Genomic DNA, 15,615 nt, shown 5'->3' with positions numbered 1-15,615 from the left:
TCAGGTGCTGACGGGCAGCCGCTCCCCGGCGGACTCGGCCGCGACCGCCTTGCCCTCCTTCAGGTGGGCGCGGATCGAGTACGCCAGGGCGGCGGCCCACAGCGCGTACAGGGCGACGTACACCGCCACGGCCGTCAACCCGGACACCGCGAGCCAGTCGCTGTTCAGCAGGGTGCGGACGTTGGTGACGAGGATGACGCCGCCCACCGCGGAGCCCAGGACGCGGGGCGGCAGGATGCGCACCAGCCACGCGGCGATCGGTGCGGCGACCAGTCCGCCGAGGAGGAAGGCGGCGACCCAGACGAAGTCGATGCCCTGCGAGCCCAGCGAGAGCAGGAAGCCGAGGCTCGCGGCGACCGCGACCAGGAACTCGCTGGTGTCGATCGAGCCGATGACCTTGCGCGGCTCCATCCGCCCGGAGGCGAGCAGGGCGGGGGTCCCGACCGGTCCCCAGCCCCCGCCGCCCGTCGCGTCGAGGAACCCGGCGACCAGGCCGAGCGGGGTCAGGAAGCGGCGCCGCAACGGCAGCCCCACCCGGTCCTTGGGCAGGCCGCGGAAGGTGAAGCGGGACATGACGTACACGCCGAGGCCCAGCAGGATGAGCGACATCAGCGGTGCCGCCACCTCGGTCGACAGCTTCGACAGGACGGTCGCGCCGAGGAAGGAACCGATCGCGCCCGGCACTCCGATCTTCCCGACGACCTTCCAGTCGACGTTCCCGAAGCGCCAGTGCGAGGCGCCGGACATCAGCGTCGTACCGATCTCGGCGAGGTGGACCGTGGCCGAGGCGGCGGCCGGGTTGGTGCCCATGGCCAGCAGCAGGGTGGTCGACGTCACGCCGTAGGCCATACCGAGGCTGCCGTCCACGAGCTGGGCCCCCAGGCCCGCGAGGGCGAGCAATATCAGCGTGCGCATGCGGCCGGTCCCGTCTTCCCTAGGTTTCCTACCGGGTTGGTAGGGATGGACGGGACCAGACCTTAGGGCATCAACCTGAGGGCGGGATGAGAGCGTCCAAGGTATGGACAGTTGTCCGAGGAGTGGACAACAGCTCCAGCGCGGACGTCAGCTCAGCCGGATCACATTCCAGGAGAGCGGCTCCAGTACGGCGGTGAGGGTGCCGTCCGTCAGCGCCGTGCCCTCGACCTGGTGCGGGGCGACCCGCTCGGGGTCGTCGAGGGTGTTGCGGGCATCCGGGTCGGCGTCCGCGAGGGCGCTGTGCTCGACGACCCAGGTCAGGTCGAGGCCGTTCAGGGCGACTTCGAGCGGAAGGGCGTCGGTGCGGCTGCGGTTGACCGCGAAGACGGTGACGGTGCCGTCCTCGGCGCGCACGGCGGTGGCGTGCAGCAGGTCGGTCTCGCCGTACTTCTTCGTCTCGTACGTCGGCGAGTCCACGCGGACGTCCAGGACCTGGCCGCGGCCGTACTTGGAGGCCTGCGCGAACGGGAAGAACGTCGTCTGCCGCCACGCCGGGCCGCCCGGCTCGGTCATGATCGGGGCGATGACGTTGACCAGCTGGGCGAGGCAGGCCACGGTGACGCGGTCGGCGTGCCGCAGCAGCGCGATGAGCAGGGAGCCGAAGACGACCGCGTCCATGACGCTGTAGTTGTCCTCCAGGAGACGCGGGGCCTCGGCCCAGTCCCGCGCGCCGGAGTTCTCGATCTCGTGCCACTTCGAGATGTACCAGACGTTCCACTCGTCGAAGGAGAGGTTGATCTTCTTCTTGGACTTGAGCTTCGCGCCCACGTGGTCGGCGGTCGCGACGACGTTCTCGATGAACGACTCCATGTCGACGGCCGAGGCGAGGAAGGAGTCGAGGTCGCCGTTCTCGGGCCAGTAGTAGGCGTGCAGCGAGATGTAGTCGACGAGGTCGTACGTCTCGGCGAGGACCGTCGCCTCCCACTCGGCGAACGTGGGCATGGACTGACTGGAGGAGCCACAGGCGACGAGTTCGACGCCCGGGTCGATCTGGCGCATCGCGCGGGCCGTCTCGGCGGCGATCCGGCCGTACTCCGTCGCCGTCTTGTGGCCGGTCTGCCAGGGGCCGTCCATCTCGTTGCCGAGGCACCAGAGGTTGATGCCGAAGGGGTCCTTGTCGCCGTGGGCGGCACGGAGATCGGAGAGCGCGGTGCCGGCGGGATGGTTGGCGTACTCCTGGAGTTCGAGGGCCTCGGCGACACCGCGGGTGCCGAGGTTGAGGGCCATCATCGGCTCGGCCTGGGGGCCGATCTTCTTCAGGAAGGCGATGTACTCGGAGAGGCCGAACTGGTTGGTCTCGGTGGAGCGCCAGGCGAGGTCGAGGCGGCGAGGACGCTCCGCTGCGGGGCCGACTGAGTCCTCCCACTTGTAGCCCGACACGAAGTTGCCGCCGGGGTAGCGGATGGCGGTGGCGCCGAGTTCACGGACGAGTTCCAGGACGTCGGTGCGGATGCCGTCCTCGTCGGCGGTGGGGTGGCCCGGTTCGAAGATGCCGGTGTAGACGCAGCGGCCGAGGTGTTCCACGAAGCTGCCGAAGAGGCGGGGGTTTACTTCGCCGACGGTGAAGGCGGGGTCGAGGGTGAAGCGGGCGGTGTGCATGTTCGCCTTTCGGGGTGGGTGGTTCTTGGTGCGTTGGCGGCTGCGGGGTCGTGGGGGTTGCTCGCGCAGTTCCCCGCGCCCCTAAAAGACCTCCGGCCAGCCGTCGGCTGTCCAGTGCAGTTGGTTCAGGCCCAGTTTGGGGGTGCCTGCGTCCTCTGCGTCGTAGTAGTGGTATGCCAGCCAGTCGTGGCCCCTGTCGCGGAACACCGACTGGCCTCCCGTGCCGATGTACTTGCCGTGGCCCTCCAGCAGCAGGTCTCCCCCGCCCTCCAGCAGCGGCTTGCCCGTGCTGTCGGTGTACGGGCCGGTCACCGACGTCGATCTACCCACCCTGATCTTGTACGTCGAGTTCACGCCCGAACAGCACTGGTCGTAGGAAGCGAACAGGTAGTAGTGGCGGCCGTGCTTCACGATGTACGGGCCCTCCACCGCGTACGGCGCGTCCGGCCGCGTCGCCAGGTGGTGGACCGGTGCTCCCTCGACCGCCTTGCCTGTCCTCGGGTTCAGCTCGACCATGCGGATGCCGGTCCAGTAGGAGCCGAAGGACATCCACAGGCGGCCGTCGGCGCGGATGAGGGCCGGGTCGATGGCGTTCCACTCGTCCGTCCGCTCGGACGTGAAGACCTTGCCCTGGTCGGTCCAGGTGCCGGGCAGACCGGACGGAGAGGTCGCCACACCGATCGCGGAGTGGTTGGTGCCCCAGGACGACACGGCGTAGTAGAGCCAGTACCGGCCCGCTCGGTAGGAGATGTCCGGGGCCCAGGGGTCGCCGGTGTCGTTGTACTCGTACCACCAACTCGGGGGCGTCGCGAAGGCGTTGCCCGCGTCGTCCCACTGCTTGCCGTCCTTCGAGAGGCGGGCGCCGATGATGCCGCCGGTCGAGTAGGCCGCGTACTGGCCGGACTTGAGGTGGATGACGGTCGGATCGTGGATGATCTGCTGGCCGGTGATCGGGCGGGGGTCAGGGTAAGCCCCTGCCGCCTGGGCGGAGTTGGGCAGCAGGGTGAGGACGGCCGTCACGGCCAGCGCGGTGAGCGTTCTGCGGAGGGTCACTGTCCCGCCAATCCCGTGTGGGCGACGCCCGCCACGATCTGCCGCTGGAAGAAGACGAAGACGACGATGAGGGGCAGCCCGGCCATCAGGCCGCCGGCCATGAGCTGGGCCCACTGGATGCCGTAGGAGTTCATGACGGTCGCGATGCCGTTCGGCATGGTCATCAGGTCGGGGTTGTTGGTCACCATGTAGGGCCACAGGAAGTTGTTCCACGACGCGATGAAGGTGAAGATGCCGACCGCCGCGAGGGAGGGGCGGGCCAGTGGGACGACGATGGTGAAGAAGACCCGCCAGCGGCCGGCGCCGTCGATGAACGCGGCCTCCTCCAGTTCGCGCGGGATGCCCTGGAAGAACTTGTAGAGGATGTAGACCATCGCGGCGGGCGAGCACTGCGGCAGGATCATGCCCCAGTAGGTGTCGACCATCCCCATCTGCTGGACCGTGGTGAACAGGGGGACGCCGAGGACGGCCGGGGAGATCATCAGGCCCGACATGACGATGCCCATGAGCACGCCCTTGCCGCGGAACTCGGTGCGGGCGAAGCCGTATCCGGCGAGTGCGCTGACCGCCAGCACGACGGAGGTGACGCAGACCGACACCACCAGGGAGTTGACGAACCAGTTCGTGACGTTGCCGGTCTCCCACAGCGACTTCCACGCCTGGGTCGTCCAGACCTTCGGCAGCCAGTGCGGCGGGATCGAGGCCGCCTCCGCCTCGGACTTGAACGAGGTGAGCAGGGCCGCGGCGATCGGCGCCACGAAGACGGCGGAGACGGCGACGCCGAGGATCGTGAGGATGATCTGGCTGGGCGTCCACGGCTTGCGGGGGCTCTTGCGGAGCTGTACGGCGGTGGTCATCGGCCGCCCTCCTCACGGTTGCGCAGCAGCCACATCCGCGTCAGGGCGACGACTGCGATGATCACGAAGAAGATGATGGACATCGCGGAGGCGTAGCCCACGCGGTAGCTGGTGAAGCCCTGTTCGAGGGTGTACTGGACGAAGGAGCGGGTGCTGAGCTCCGGTCCCGGTGAGAAGTCCATCATCACGACGGCCTGGTCGAAGAGCTGGAGCGAGGCGAGGATCTGAAGCGCGATCACCAGGCCGGTGATGTTGCGCAGCATCGGCAGGGTGATGTGGACGATGCGGTGCCAGGCGTTGGCACCGTCGAGCTTCGCGGCCTCGTAGAGGTGGTCGGGGATGCCCTGGAGGGCGGCGAGGTAGAGCAGGAAGCTGAAGCCGACCGTCCACCACAGGGTCTCGATGACGATGGCGAGCATCGCGTACGACTTGTCGGTCAGCCAGGGCGTGTCGAGACCGAAGGTCTCGTTGATCAGGCCGAGGCCCTGGGTGAACAGCCACTGGAACATGTTGGCGGCGACCGTCGACGGCAGCAGGAACGGCACGAAGAAGCACAGCCGCCACAGCCATTTGCCGCGCTCGATGTGGTGGGCGAGCATCGCGAGCAGGAAGGCGAGGACGGTGATGCACGGGACGACCAGCAGCGTGAAGTAGGCGCTGTTTCCGAGCGCGTCCCACATCGCCGAGTCGTTCAGGGCCTCGCGGTAGTTGTCGAAGCCGACGAAGCTCGCGCCCTCGCCGGAGATGTTGGCGTCCGTGAAGCTGAGGTAGACGCCGCGCAGCAGCGGCCAGATCACGAACAGGACGAAGAGCAGCAGGAACGGGGCGACGAACCAGCCTCCGTGCTGGAAGCCCTGCTTGCGGCGGAGGGTCGCGGTGGCGGTGGCGGTCTTGGCCCGTGCCGGTGCGACGACGGTCTGAGCGCTGGTCGTCATGCGACCGCACCTCCCTGCGCGGCGGTCCTGCCGTCCATCGGGTTCTTCGAGGCGAGGAGCTGGGTGAGCCGGCTCTTCATGCGGTTCGCCACCGCGGCCGGCTTGGCGGAGCCCATGGTCGAGGAGACGACGACCGGGCCGAGGTCCTGGGCGAGGACGCCGGTGGAGCCCGCGAACCACACCTTCGGCTCGGTGGCCTGGTGGTCCATGGCGCTGACGTACTCGTTCTGCGGGGTGAGCTTCTTGTACGCGTCCGTGGAGAGCGTCGGCGTGTACGCGGGGATGTGGCCGCCGGCCGCCCACTGCAGGGCGTGCTTGACGACGTAGGCGGCGAGTCGGTGCGCGCCCTCGTTGGTGGCGCCGCCGCGGTCCGCCTGGTGAGGCAGGACGAAGGCGTGCGACTCGGCGTGGGTGGCCTGCTTGCCGAAGACGGGCGGCAGCGGGGTCGCGCCGTAGTCCAGCTCGGCGCCGGAGAAGACCGGCACGGACCAGTTGCCCTCCCAGGTGAAGGGGGCGCCGTTGACGAACTGCTCGCCCGTGGGGGCGCCGGGGATGACGTACCCGTCGGTGACGTGGCGGCGGAGGAACTCCAGGACCTGGGTGGCCTTGTCCGTGTCGAAGAGGACCTCGGTGTTGGCGTCGTTGAACCACTGGCCGCCGAGTTGGGTGTAGAAGGCGACGAAGAACCACCACTGGAAGTTCTGGTCGTTGGTCCACAGGCCGATCGTCTGCAGGCCCTTCTTCTGGACGGCCTTGGCCTTCTTCAGGACGTCGAACCACTCGTCGGTGGAGGTGACCGGGATCATCCGGCCGTCGTCGCCGAGCAGGCCGGCCTTCCCCAGCACGTCCTTGCGGTAGAAGCAGAGCTGGACGTGGATGTCGAGCGGGAGGGCGTAGAGCTTGCCGTCGATGACGCCGCGCTGCCACAGCTTGGGGTTGAAGTCCTGCTCCCGTATGCCGTACTCGGCGAGCAGCTCGACGTCCCACGGGTCGAGGAGGCGGCCCGGCGAGAAGCCGGTGACGCGGCCCATGTGCATGACGCCGAGGTCGGGTGCGCGGTTGCCGGCGGCGGCCATGGCGAGCTTGGTGTAGAAGGGGTTGCCCCACTGGAGGGTGGAGTCCTTCACGTCGATGCCGGGGTTCGCCTTACGGAAGGCGTCCAGCATCGCGATCATGTTGGCGCCGTCGCCGCCGCTGAAGAGGTTCCAGTAGCGCACGCGGGTGTCCGCGCTGGAGGCGAGCGCGTCGGCGCCGGTCCCGAGCGCCGCGAAGCCGAAGCTGCCGGCCACCGCCAAGCCGCCTGCCGCGGCGAGGAGTTGCCTGCGATTCAGGTCAGGTCGTCCCATTCCCCGCCCTAACTGTTCGATATACCGGATCATGCCCGTAACTTCGAACGGGACCGTAGGCTGCAAGCGCTTTCCAGTCAATGGGTTCTGCACGAATCACGGCACTCTCCGGGCAGGGCGGTGCGGCGGCCGAGCGAGGGTCGGGCCGGGTCGGGCCGGGGCGGTCCCAGCAACACAGCCGAGCCGGAACTGTCGTTCCCGGTTGAACAACGGTCGCCGGATCACATGACGCGGACAGTTCGGGTCGCATAGGCTCGAACGGCCCGCCGAGCGGCGGGGGAACAGGGGATGCGATGGACATCGCGGGCGCGCGCAAGAGGGCGGCCCGGGTCGCCTCGGCGCTACGGCTGCGGCGCTCTCCCGCCGCCTCCGGCATGCGCGACCTGGCCTCCGATCTGAGCGCCGCCGTACGGTCCAGACCTCATCCCCCGGCGGACGTACGCGAGTTGTCCCACGCGCTGTGCGCGGAGATGAGCACGCGGCGCGGCGGGCGGCCCGTCGAGCTGCGCTTCGAGCGGTTCCCGGACGAGATCGAAGTGACCGGGCTGTGGGTGGAGTTCCAGGACTTCGACCTGGTCATCGTCGAGGAGCGGGCCGAGGCGATGCAACAACTGGTCATCCTCGGCCACGAGTTGTGGCACCTGCACGCCGGTCACGGCCACGACCACACGGCCGGCACGGCGGCCGCGCACGCCCTCGCCGAGCGGCCCGGCTGGCAGGACATCGCCCTCGCGGTGGCCGCCCGCGACGGCTCCCGGCAGCGGGACGAGGCCGAGGCCGACGACTTCGGGCACCGACTGGCCGCCGCCTTCCGGCCGTTGCTGTCGGGGCAGGGGCCGGACGCGCCGCTCGGACCCGTGCAGCGTTCGCTGGGCTATCGGGGGAACGGGAGGACGGCGGGTTACCCCGGGAGCGGGAGGACCGCGCGGTGACCGGGCTCGCGGCGGACCCGTCCGATCTGCTCAGCGACATGTCCATCTCGTTCTGGATCCCGACCGTCGTCCTGACGGCCGCCCTGGCGATCAAGCTGCCCACCATCATCCGGCTGTGGCGGGACCCGCTGCTGCGCGCCGTCGGCGGTCTACTGCTGTTCGCGTGCGCCGTGTTCGTCTTCGCCGCCCCGCGCACCATCGCGTGGACCAACCGCGTCACCGGCGTACCGAACATCTCGGCGCCCTGGGTGTACTCGCTGCTCACCGCACTGTGCGCGTCCTGGCTGCTGCTGATCATCGCCTGGCGCAACGGCCTGGCCAACCGCTCGGCCGCGACGCGCCGCGCGACCCGCTGGGTCGTCTCCGTCTACGCCGGTGTGGTCATCGCCCTGTGGGTGCTCTTCGCCCTCGCGGACGCCCCCGTGGAACGACTGCGGGACCTGGACACGTACTACGCCACCACGCCCTTCATGCGCGAGCAGATCCTGCTCTACCTGCTCGCGCACACCGTGGCCTGCGCGATCACGGCCCGGCTGATCTGGGACTGGATCCGCACCGACGGGCTCGACGCCTGGCTCCGCTGGGGCCTGCGGTTCCTGGGCGTCGGCTACGCGACGAACCTGCTCTTCGACGCGTCCAAGCTGACCGCCGTCGTCGCCCGGTGGACGGGCCACGACCTGGACTGGCTGAGCACCTATCTGGCGCCGTCGGCCGCGTGCGTCTCCGCCTCCCTGGTCGCGGTGGGCTTCATCATCCCGCACGCCGGCCAGTACCTGCACGAGCGCTGGCGCCTGTGGCAGCGCCACCGGCAACTGCGTCCCCTCCGCGCGCTGATGCGGTCGGTCACCGGCGCACGCGAACCGGTCACCCTGCGCGGCACCGCGGAGCTGCGGCTGATCCGCCGCGAGACGTTCATCCGCGACGGGCTCCTGCAGGTGTCCCGGTACCTCGACGAGGACCTGCGCGTACGGTCGTACGACGCGGCCCTCGCCCTCGGCTCGGATCCCGCCCGCGCGGCGGCCCTCGCCGCGGCCGTGACGATCCTGGACGCCGTCGACACCAGGCAGCGGCGCCCGCAGACCGACGTCGACGCCTCCCCGTCCGGCCCGGACACCGCGTATCTGCTGCGGGAGATCCAGGCCGTGTCCCGAGCCCTGCGTCATCCCGACGACATCGAGGCGGTACGCGCCCGAGCGGCCGCCCCGGCAGAGAGTGCCCCCGCATGAACGAACGCCCCGCCCCAGACGTCAGAACCGCCGTCGTCCTGGGGGGATCCCACACCGGCATGCTCGCGGCCGGCGCGCTCGCCGGGTTCGTCGACCGTGTGGTCGTCGTCGACCGGGACGCCCTGCCCGAGGGTCCCGAGCCTCGCAAGGGGCTGCCGCAGGCGCGGCACGCGCACATGCTGTGGTCGGGCGGGGCGCGGGCCATGGAGGAGCTGCTGCCGGGCATCACCGAGACGCTCCGCGAGGCCGGGGCGCAGCGCCTGCCGGTCACCACGGACGTGGTCGCCCTGTCGGCGCGGGGCTGGTTCCGGCGCTGGCCCGAGTCGCACCACGTGATCCTGGCGGGCCGGGACCTGCTGGACGCGACGATCCGCGCGCGGGTCCTCGCCGACGAGCGGATCGAACTGGTCGAGCGGGCGGAGGCGGTCGGCCTGGCGGGCACGGACGCCGCCGTGACGGGCGTACGCATCCGGACCCACGACGGCGCCGAACGCACCCTCGACGCCTGCCTGGTCGTCGACGCCACCGGCCGGGGCTCCGGGGCGTCCCGGTGGCTCACCGCCCTCGGCCTGCCCGCACCCGGGCGGCGTGAGGTCGACTCCGGCCTGGTGTACGCCAGTCGGCTCTACCTCGCCCTCGAGCACGCCCGGGACGGCTTCCCGGTCGTCAACGTGCAGCCCGACCCCCGCGACGGCGGGCCGGGCCGGGCGGGGTTCCTGCTGCCGATCGAGGACGGCCGGTGGATCGTCACCCTGTCCGGCACCCGGGGCGGCGAACCCACCGCGGCGGCCGAGGACTTCGTCCGGTTCGCCCGCGACGAGCTGCGGCATCCGCTGATCGGCGAGCTGCTGGAGAAGGCCGAGCCGCTGACCGACGTGTCGGTCACCCGCACCACCGTCAACCGCCGGTTCTTCTACGAGCGGATGCCGGTGTGGCCGGAGAACTTCGTCGTCCTCGGCGACGCGCTCGCCGCGTTCAACCCGGTCTACGGGCACGGTCTGGCGGTGGCCGCCCAAAGCGCGCTGATCCTGCGGGATGTGACACGGCGTCATGGTTCGGCGGCGCCGGGCCTGGCACGCCGGATCCAGAAGGCGGTGGCCCGTCCCGTCGGCGCCGCCTGGGATCTCGCCATCGGGCAGGACGTGTTCTACCCGGGCGCGACCGAGAACGGGCCCACGCTCAGGGAACGCCTCGTGGCCGCGTACGTCGACCGGCTGATGCACACCGCCACCGGGAACGGCCGGATCGCCCGGCGCGTGACGGATGTGACGTCGCTGGAGCGCGGCGCCCAGGTGCTGCTGACCCCGGCCGTACTGCTGGCCGCCGCGGCCGGCCCGCTCAAGCCGGCGCTGAGCGGGCCGCCGCTCACGACGGAGGAGCGGAAGGCGGCGGGGCTGCGGTAGGTGGGCGCGGCGGGCAGGGCTGGGCGCGGCTCGGCCCTTGAACGCCGGCTGGGCTCAGCCTGGAGTCCCGGCGGGAGTTCGGACCGGGAATCCCGGCTGGGGCTCAGCCCTGGAACCCCGGCAGGAACTCGGTCCTGGCACCCCGGCAGGGGCTCAACCCGGGAATCCCGGCAGGGGCTCAGTCCCGGAATGCCGACTGAAGCTCAGCCCTTGAATGCCGGTTGCGCCAGCCCCGTCCCCGCCCCCGGCACCACGAACACCGACCCCGCCAGCGGAGGCGGTGACGCCAGTCCGACGCGGGCCGTCGTGATGTACAGGTCGGTCAGTTCGGGCCCGGCGAAGGCGCACGCCGTCACCCGGGGCACCGGAAGCGGGATCACCCGGTCCAGCTCGCCGTCCGGCGTGTAGCGGCGTACGGCCGAGCCCTCCCACAGGGCCACCCACACGCACCCCTCGGCGTCGACGGTGAGCCCGTCCGGGAACCCGGCCCCGTCCTCGATCTCGACGAACGGCCGCCGATCGGCGACGCTCCCGTCCACGTGGTCGAAGACGTCGACGCGCCGGGTCGGCGAGTCGATGTAGTACATGAGGCTGCCGTCCGGACTCCAGCCGGTGCCGTTGCTCACGGCCACGTCGTCGAGGACCACCTCGACCGAACCGTCACCGGTGACCCGGGACAGGGTGCCGCCGCCCGGAGCCTCGTCGTAGCGCATGGTGCCCGCCCACAGGGAGCCGTCGGGGGCGACGGCGGCGTCGTTGGCCCGGCGGCCGGGAACGGGCTCGTGGTGCAGCCAGCGGAAGGTGTCGTCCGGGTCCAGCAGTCCCACGCCGTCCCGGAGATTGAGGACGAGGCCGCCGCCGGCGCGTGGCTTGACGGCGCCGATGTGCTGCGGGGTCGTACGGACCGAGCGCCGACCGGAGACGGGGTCGTAGGTGTGGATCCGGGACCCCAGGATGTCGATCCAGATGAGCCGCCCGCTGACCGGATCCCAGGTCGGCCCCTCACCGAGCTCGGCCTCCGCCTGAATGGCGACCTCGTACGCGCTCACACCACGCTTGGTCATGCCACGCTCCGGTGTCCGAGACGCTCCGACAGCTCGGCGGCCCCCTTGGCGGCGAGCTGCTCCAGTTCGGCGCGCCGGTCGTCGCTCCAGCGGATCATGGGCACGGAGATGGAGAGGGCGGCGACGACCTGCCCCGTACGGTCCCGCACGGGAGCGGCCACGCACGACACGTCCGGGTTGGACTCCCGCCTCTCGACGGCGATCCCCCGCTCCCGAATCTCCGCGAGGGCCTCGCGCAGGGCGGCCGGGTCGGTGATGCTGTTCGGTGTCATGCCGACGAGCTCGACCCCGTCCGGGACCCGGGCGGTGAGCTCGGGCTCGGGAAGGGAGGCCAGCAGCATCTTGCCGACCGACGTGCAGTGCGCGGGCAGCCGGCGACCGGCGGCGGACACCATCCGCACCGCGTGCGTCGAGTCCACCTTGGCGATGTAGATGACGTCGGTGCCCTCGAGGATCGCCACGTGCACGGTCTCGTCACAGGTCTCGGCGACGGACCGGGCGACCTGCTGCCCCTCGGCCGCGAGGTCGAGCTGCTCGGCGTAGCGGCTGCCGAGCTGGTAAGGCCGTACACCGAGGCGGTACCGTCCCGGCTGACCCGGTACCTGGACGATGTACGACCGGGCGGCGAGCGTGGTGACCAACTCGTGCACGGTGGTGCGCGGCAGCTGGAGCTTGCGCACGATGTCGGGGGCGGAGAGCGTACCGTCCCCGTCGAGGAAGAGCTCGAGAATGTCGAGAGCTCGGGTCACGGCTGGTACGAGGCGTCCCACGTCCGGCCCCCTCCCTTGAGTATCGGTGACTGTGTTCGAGATTTCAACAGTCGATCGGAATAACGAACACAGGCTACTCAAAGTCCGTTTGCCCGGGCAATGGGCAGGCGGAACCGGCTCGAAAGCACTCCAGCGCCCGGCCGGTCTCCGTCAGCGCCGCGATCCCCCCACCCGGGTGTACGTCAGGTCGAAGTCCGTCGTCCAGTGCTCGCCGTCCGGTGACTGCTCCCAGCCGCCCTCGATCGTGTTGCCGTCGGGGCTGACGGTGGCGGTGAGGCGCTGGTGGAAGCCGGGGGCGGTGCGCCACTGGCGCCAGGTGCGGTCGGTCATGCTGCCTCGGTAGACGCGGGCGACGCCGCGGCTATCGGCGTAGAGGACGGTGAATTCCTCGGCGGTGTCGTCGTAGCCGGTCAGGGCGACGGTCGGGAAGGGGGCGTGCCGGGCCCACTCGCCGGGGAGGGACGTCTCGGGGGCGGCGTCCGCGCGCTGGGCGAGGAAGGCTCCGCCCGCCAGCCAGGCGAACTCCGTCCGGACGGGGCCGACGCTGCGGCCGGCGGCCCACATGTCCCACTCGCCGACGAACACGTCCAGCTGCCGCAGTGCGGGGTGGGGGGTCGGTTGGCGCATTCGGCTCTCCTCTGTTGTGAAGCTCTGTGTCTCCGGGCCCCGGGGCTCCGGCTCGGGTGGAGCAGGCGGAGTGTCGCCGGGTACGCCGACGCCAGTACACGGGGTTACTCCCCCTGTCAGACGTCCTCGCCGCTCGCGCCCGGCACGGTGTCTTCCATGCCTTCCATGCCTTCCAGGTCCTCCTCTTCCTCCGCTGCCTCCGCCTCCTCCCTGAAACTGAGCCGGCCCGCCCGCCGGGCCTCCCTCGTCGTCCATGTCGTCGGGGCCGCGAGCTGGCTCGGGCTCACGGTCGGGCTGCTCGCGCTCGGGGTCACCGCGGCCACCACCGGGACCGCGGTGACCGTGGAGGCGTCGGTGCGGGCCATGAAGCTGTTCGCGGACTGGCTCCTGCTGCCCGTCGCGTTCCTCACGCTGGTCAGCGGGCTGGTGCTGTCCCTGGGTACGCCGTGGGGGCTGGCCCGGCACCGGTGGGTCTGGACCAAGTTCTGGCTGACCCTCGCCACGACCACCGCCACCGTCTTCGCCCTGCGCCCCGGCGTGAACTCCGCCGTCGCCGCCGTCACCGCGGGTGGGCCGCTGCCCGATGCCGGTGACGTACTGTTCGGGCCGATCGTGTCGCTGTCCGCGTACGTCTTCATGACGGTGATCTCGGTCCTGAAGCCCTGGGGCCTGACGCGACGAGGCCGACGTCTGCGTGCCACGCCCTCCCGCCGGCCGACGGGCACCGCCGAGCCCGCCCGCCGGACCTCCTGATTCGCCCCTGGGTCAGAGGTACTGTCCGTCATCCGCCCCCTGCGCCGACTCCGGCCACACCTTCACCGCCACCACATGGGCGAAGTTGACCAGCGCGAATCCGTTCGCGGCGTCGTCCCGGGCGGTCAGTTCGAAGCGTAGGGTGCGGCCCTCGTCGAAGGCCTCGTGCCGCACAGCCGGCAACCTCCACCGCCCCGGCGGCGACATGCAGGTGAAGTCCCGAAGTCCGTCCCCCACCAAGGGAGTTCACCATGCGCACCCGTCTGGCCCGGCTCGGCGCCGTACTGGCCGCGACCAGTGCGATGTCGCCCCCGTCAGCGCCGCCCTGCGCGACCGGATCCACGCCGCGTTGAAGAAGCAGTTCGGGAAGTGAATGGCCGCCATGGTCGAGAGCGACGGCACCGGGCACAACGCCTGGCCGTACACGAACGTGCTGAGCAGCAGGACAGCCCAGCAGCGGCTATCGGCGCGTCTCCCCCAGCACCCCCTTCAACCGCTGCGCCCGCAACACCAGTTCCAGTTCGAACCGCCGGTCCGGGTCGTCCATCTCGTCGCCCCACAACTCCCGGATCTGCCGGAGGCGGTACCGGACCGTCTGGGGATGGACGCCCAGACGGGCCGCCACCTCCGGCGCCCCGCCCCTGGTCTCCAGCCACGCCAGCAACGTCTCCGCCAGCCGCCGGCCGTGCGTGGGCCCGCAGTGCTCCAGTGGCGCCAGACACCGCAGGGCCAGGTCGTCGATCAGTTCCTCCGGCTGCAGGAGGACCAGGGCTTCCGTGTGCTCGGTGCAGTAGAGGACCTCGCCGGCCGGCAGCAGCCGCCGTTCCATGAGGCGTACGGCGGCCTCGGCCCAGCGCAGCGACTTCGCCGCGTCGGCCGGCGGGACCGGGGGCCCGATCGCGCCCGCCCAGCCGGTCAGGGCTCGATGCAGCAGTTCGGGGCGGCCGGCGGCGTCCGGTTCGGGGACGACCATGCGCGGCTGCTCGTACTCCATGTCGAGCAGGACGCCCTGCCCCACCGCCGGCGCCATGGCCTCCCGCGCCGGGCGCAGCAGCACGCCCACCGCGACCTTCTCCGGCAGCGGCCAGCCGATCCGGGCCGCCCGCTCGGCCAGGGCGTCCGCCGGATCGCCGCGGTGGTGCTCGGCCAACAGCAGCTCCATCAGGCCGCGTTGGAGGCGTAACCGCTCGCCGGCCTGGCGTGCCGCCGCCTCCGCGTAACCGCGCACGGACTGGTCGACGAGGCCGTCCAGGTACTCGTATCCCGCGTCCACCAGCTCGTACATCGCGGGCGGCGGAATGTCGACGCGCTGGCCGATCTCGGCGAAACGACGCCAGGCGAGGCGTACGCCCATCCGGTAGATCGCCTGGAGCGAGTCCAGGGAGCGGCCGTGCAGGCCCTCTCCGCGGCCGAACTCCTGGAAGACGCCCGGCGGGACGGTCGGGCGGCCCTCCGAGGTCTCCAGGTGCTGGACGAAGACCTCGATCGCACGCCGGATGCCGACCATCGCCATCGGCTCGCCCGACTCGTCCAGGACGACCGGCAGATGCGGGTACTCACGGCGGATCTCGCGCAGGATCTCCTCTGCGAGGGCCGGTGCCTCGGCCAGGGCCAGCTCGGCGAAACGGCGTACCTGTAAGCGGGGCACGTCGCGCCAGGCCGAACGCGTGGTTCCGGCCGGGGAGGACGGAGAGGCCGTGGGGGCCGCCACAGGGGTGGCGGCTGTCGCGGGCGCAGCGGCCGTAGCAGCCGTCGAGGTCGTGGAGCGGGTGGCTGCCACGGTCAACTCCCCTGGCCCGCCTGCTCGTATGTGATCAAGGGCGTGTTCGGCTGGTCGGGCGTCGCTTCCAGCAGCGCGACGACGCCGAGCGCGGCACCCACCGCGAGTACGGCGGCGAGCGCGACGGTCAGCGTGGCGGCGAGCAGTCTGGACATCGCAGGGTCAGCCTCTCTGCATCCGGAGGTCGTCCCCACCCCGGTGGTGCCAGCCTGATCCCGACCCCTGCCTGTCGGTTCAGTCTCGACAAGCCTGGTCGGCACGTCAAGACATTGACACTCCGTCAAGGGACGCCTAC

At 70.9% G+C, this 15,615-nt stretch carries 16 protein-coding genes; 4 read left to right on the top strand and 12 right to left on the bottom strand.

What is annotated here, in order from left to right; translation table 11 throughout:
* From ACIREI_RS31275 to ACIREI_RS31250, 6 genes are all read right to left on the bottom strand, one after another.
* Positions 1-915: a sulfite exporter TauE/SafE family protein gene (locus ACIREI_RS31275; RefSeq protein ID WP_403339836.1), complete on the bottom strand. Its 915-nt coding sequence runs from the start codon at positions 913-915 to the stop codon at positions 1-3.
* Positions 916-1,062: 147 nt separating this feature from the next.
* Positions 1,063-2,574 (bottom strand): alpha-N-arabinofuranosidase, encoded by a 1,512-nt coding sequence (locus tag ACIREI_RS31270; RefSeq protein WP_403339833.1) that lies wholly within the window; start codon positions 2,572-2,574, stop codon positions 1,063-1,065.
* Between the two features lie 81 nt (positions 2,575-2,655).
* Positions 2,656-3,627: an arabinan endo-1,5-alpha-L-arabinosidase gene (locus tag ACIREI_RS31265; protein WP_403339830.1), complete on the bottom strand. Its 972-nt coding sequence runs from the start codon at positions 3,625-3,627 to the stop codon at positions 2,656-2,658.
* Complete coding sequence (locus ACIREI_RS31260; protein ID WP_403339827.1) at positions 3,624-4,484, bottom strand: carbohydrate ABC transporter permease; 861 nt, start codon at positions 4,482-4,484, stop codon at positions 3,624-3,626. Before ACIREI_RS31260 ends, ACIREI_RS31265 begins: the two co-directional genes overlap by 4 nt.
* Positions 4,481-5,419 (bottom strand): carbohydrate ABC transporter permease, encoded by a 939-nt coding sequence (locus tag ACIREI_RS31255; RefSeq protein ID WP_403339824.1) that lies wholly within the window; start codon positions 5,417-5,419, stop codon positions 4,481-4,483. Before ACIREI_RS31255 ends, ACIREI_RS31260 begins: the two co-directional genes overlap by 4 nt.
* Positions 5,416-6,765: an extracellular solute-binding protein gene (locus ACIREI_RS31250; RefSeq protein WP_403339822.1), complete on the bottom strand. Its 1,350-nt coding sequence runs from the start codon at positions 6,763-6,765 to the stop codon at positions 5,416-5,418. The genes ACIREI_RS31255 and ACIREI_RS31250 overlap by 4 nt, the downstream gene beginning before the upstream one ends.
* A gap of 293 nt (positions 6,766-7,058) precedes the next feature.
* On the opposite strand from ACIREI_RS31250, the gene ACIREI_RS31245 reads away from it, so the two are divergent.
* The 3 genes from ACIREI_RS31245 to ACIREI_RS31235 are packed head-to-tail and all read left to right on the top strand — an operon-like array spanning position 7,059 to position 10,326.
* Positions 7,059-7,697: a toxin-antitoxin system, toxin component family protein gene (locus ACIREI_RS31245; protein ID WP_403339819.1), complete on the top strand. Its 639-nt coding sequence runs from the start codon at positions 7,059-7,061 to the stop codon at positions 7,695-7,697.
* 38 nt (positions 7,698-7,735) lie between these two features.
* On the top strand, positions 7,736-8,923 hold the full coding sequence (locus ACIREI_RS31240) for an MAB_1171c family putative transporter (RefSeq protein WP_403340046.1): 1,188 nt from the start codon (positions 7,736-7,738) through the stop codon (positions 8,921-8,923).
* Entirely contained in the window at positions 8,920-10,326 is a 1,407-nt protein-coding gene (locus tag ACIREI_RS31235; protein WP_403339816.1) for an NAD(P)/FAD-dependent oxidoreductase, read from the top strand. Before ACIREI_RS31240 ends, ACIREI_RS31235 begins: the two co-directional genes overlap by 4 nt.
* A 203-nt stretch (positions 10,327-10,529) precedes the next feature.
* Here the strand turns inward: ACIREI_RS31235 and ACIREI_RS31230 are convergent, their stop codons facing one another.
* From ACIREI_RS31230 to ACIREI_RS31220, 3 genes are all read right to left on the bottom strand, one after another.
* Positions 10,530-11,390, bottom strand: coding sequence for an SMP-30/gluconolactonase/LRE family protein (locus ACIREI_RS31230; protein ID WP_403339815.1), 861 nt, complete (start codon positions 11,388-11,390; stop codon positions 10,530-10,532).
* Entirely contained in the window at positions 11,387-12,160 is a 774-nt protein-coding gene (locus ACIREI_RS31225; protein ID WP_403339812.1) for an IclR family transcriptional regulator, read from the bottom strand. The genes ACIREI_RS31230 and ACIREI_RS31225 overlap by 4 nt, the downstream gene beginning before the upstream one ends.
* Positions 12,161-12,310: 150 nt before the next feature.
* Entirely contained in the window at positions 12,311-12,787 is a 477-nt protein-coding gene (locus ACIREI_RS31220) for a hypothetical protein (RefSeq protein ID WP_403339810.1), read from the bottom strand.
* Between the two features lie 165 nt (positions 12,788-12,952).
* Here ACIREI_RS31220 and ACIREI_RS31215 point away from each other — a divergent pair, with 165 nt between their 5' ends.
* Positions 12,953-13,540, top strand: coding sequence for a DUF2269 domain-containing protein (locus ACIREI_RS31215; RefSeq protein ID WP_403339808.1), 588 nt, complete (start codon positions 12,953-12,955; stop codon positions 13,538-13,540).
* A 12-nt stretch (positions 13,541-13,552) separates the two neighbouring features.
* On the opposite strand, the gene ACIREI_RS31210 is transcribed toward ACIREI_RS31215, so the two are convergent.
* The 3 genes from ACIREI_RS31210 to ACIREI_RS31200 all read right to left on the bottom strand — a co-directional run bounded on the left by ACIREI_RS31210 (position 13,553) and on the right by ACIREI_RS31200 (position 15,475).
* On the bottom strand, positions 13,553-13,714 hold the full coding sequence (locus ACIREI_RS31210; protein WP_403339806.1) for a hypothetical protein: 162 nt from the start codon (positions 13,712-13,714) through the stop codon (positions 13,553-13,555).
* Between the two features lie 286 nt (positions 13,715-14,000).
* The gene (locus ACIREI_RS31205; protein WP_403340044.1) at positions 14,001-15,251 is read right to left on the bottom strand and encodes a helix-turn-helix domain-containing protein; all 1,251 of its coding nucleotides are present in this window, start codon (positions 15,249-15,251) and stop codon (positions 14,001-14,003) included.
* 71 nt (positions 15,252-15,322) lie between these two features.
* On the bottom strand, positions 15,323-15,475 hold the full coding sequence (locus ACIREI_RS31200) for a hypothetical protein (RefSeq protein WP_167364376.1): 153 nt from the start codon (positions 15,473-15,475) through the stop codon (positions 15,323-15,325).
* Positions 15,476-15,615: the final 140 nt, after the last annotated feature.

It is taken from the genome of Streptomyces sp. NPDC093591 (assembly GCF_044764885.1).
GTDB lineage: Bacteria > Actinomycetota > Actinomycetes > Streptomycetales > Streptomycetaceae > Streptomyces.
This window is presented reverse-complemented; position numbering and strand designations above follow the sequence as displayed.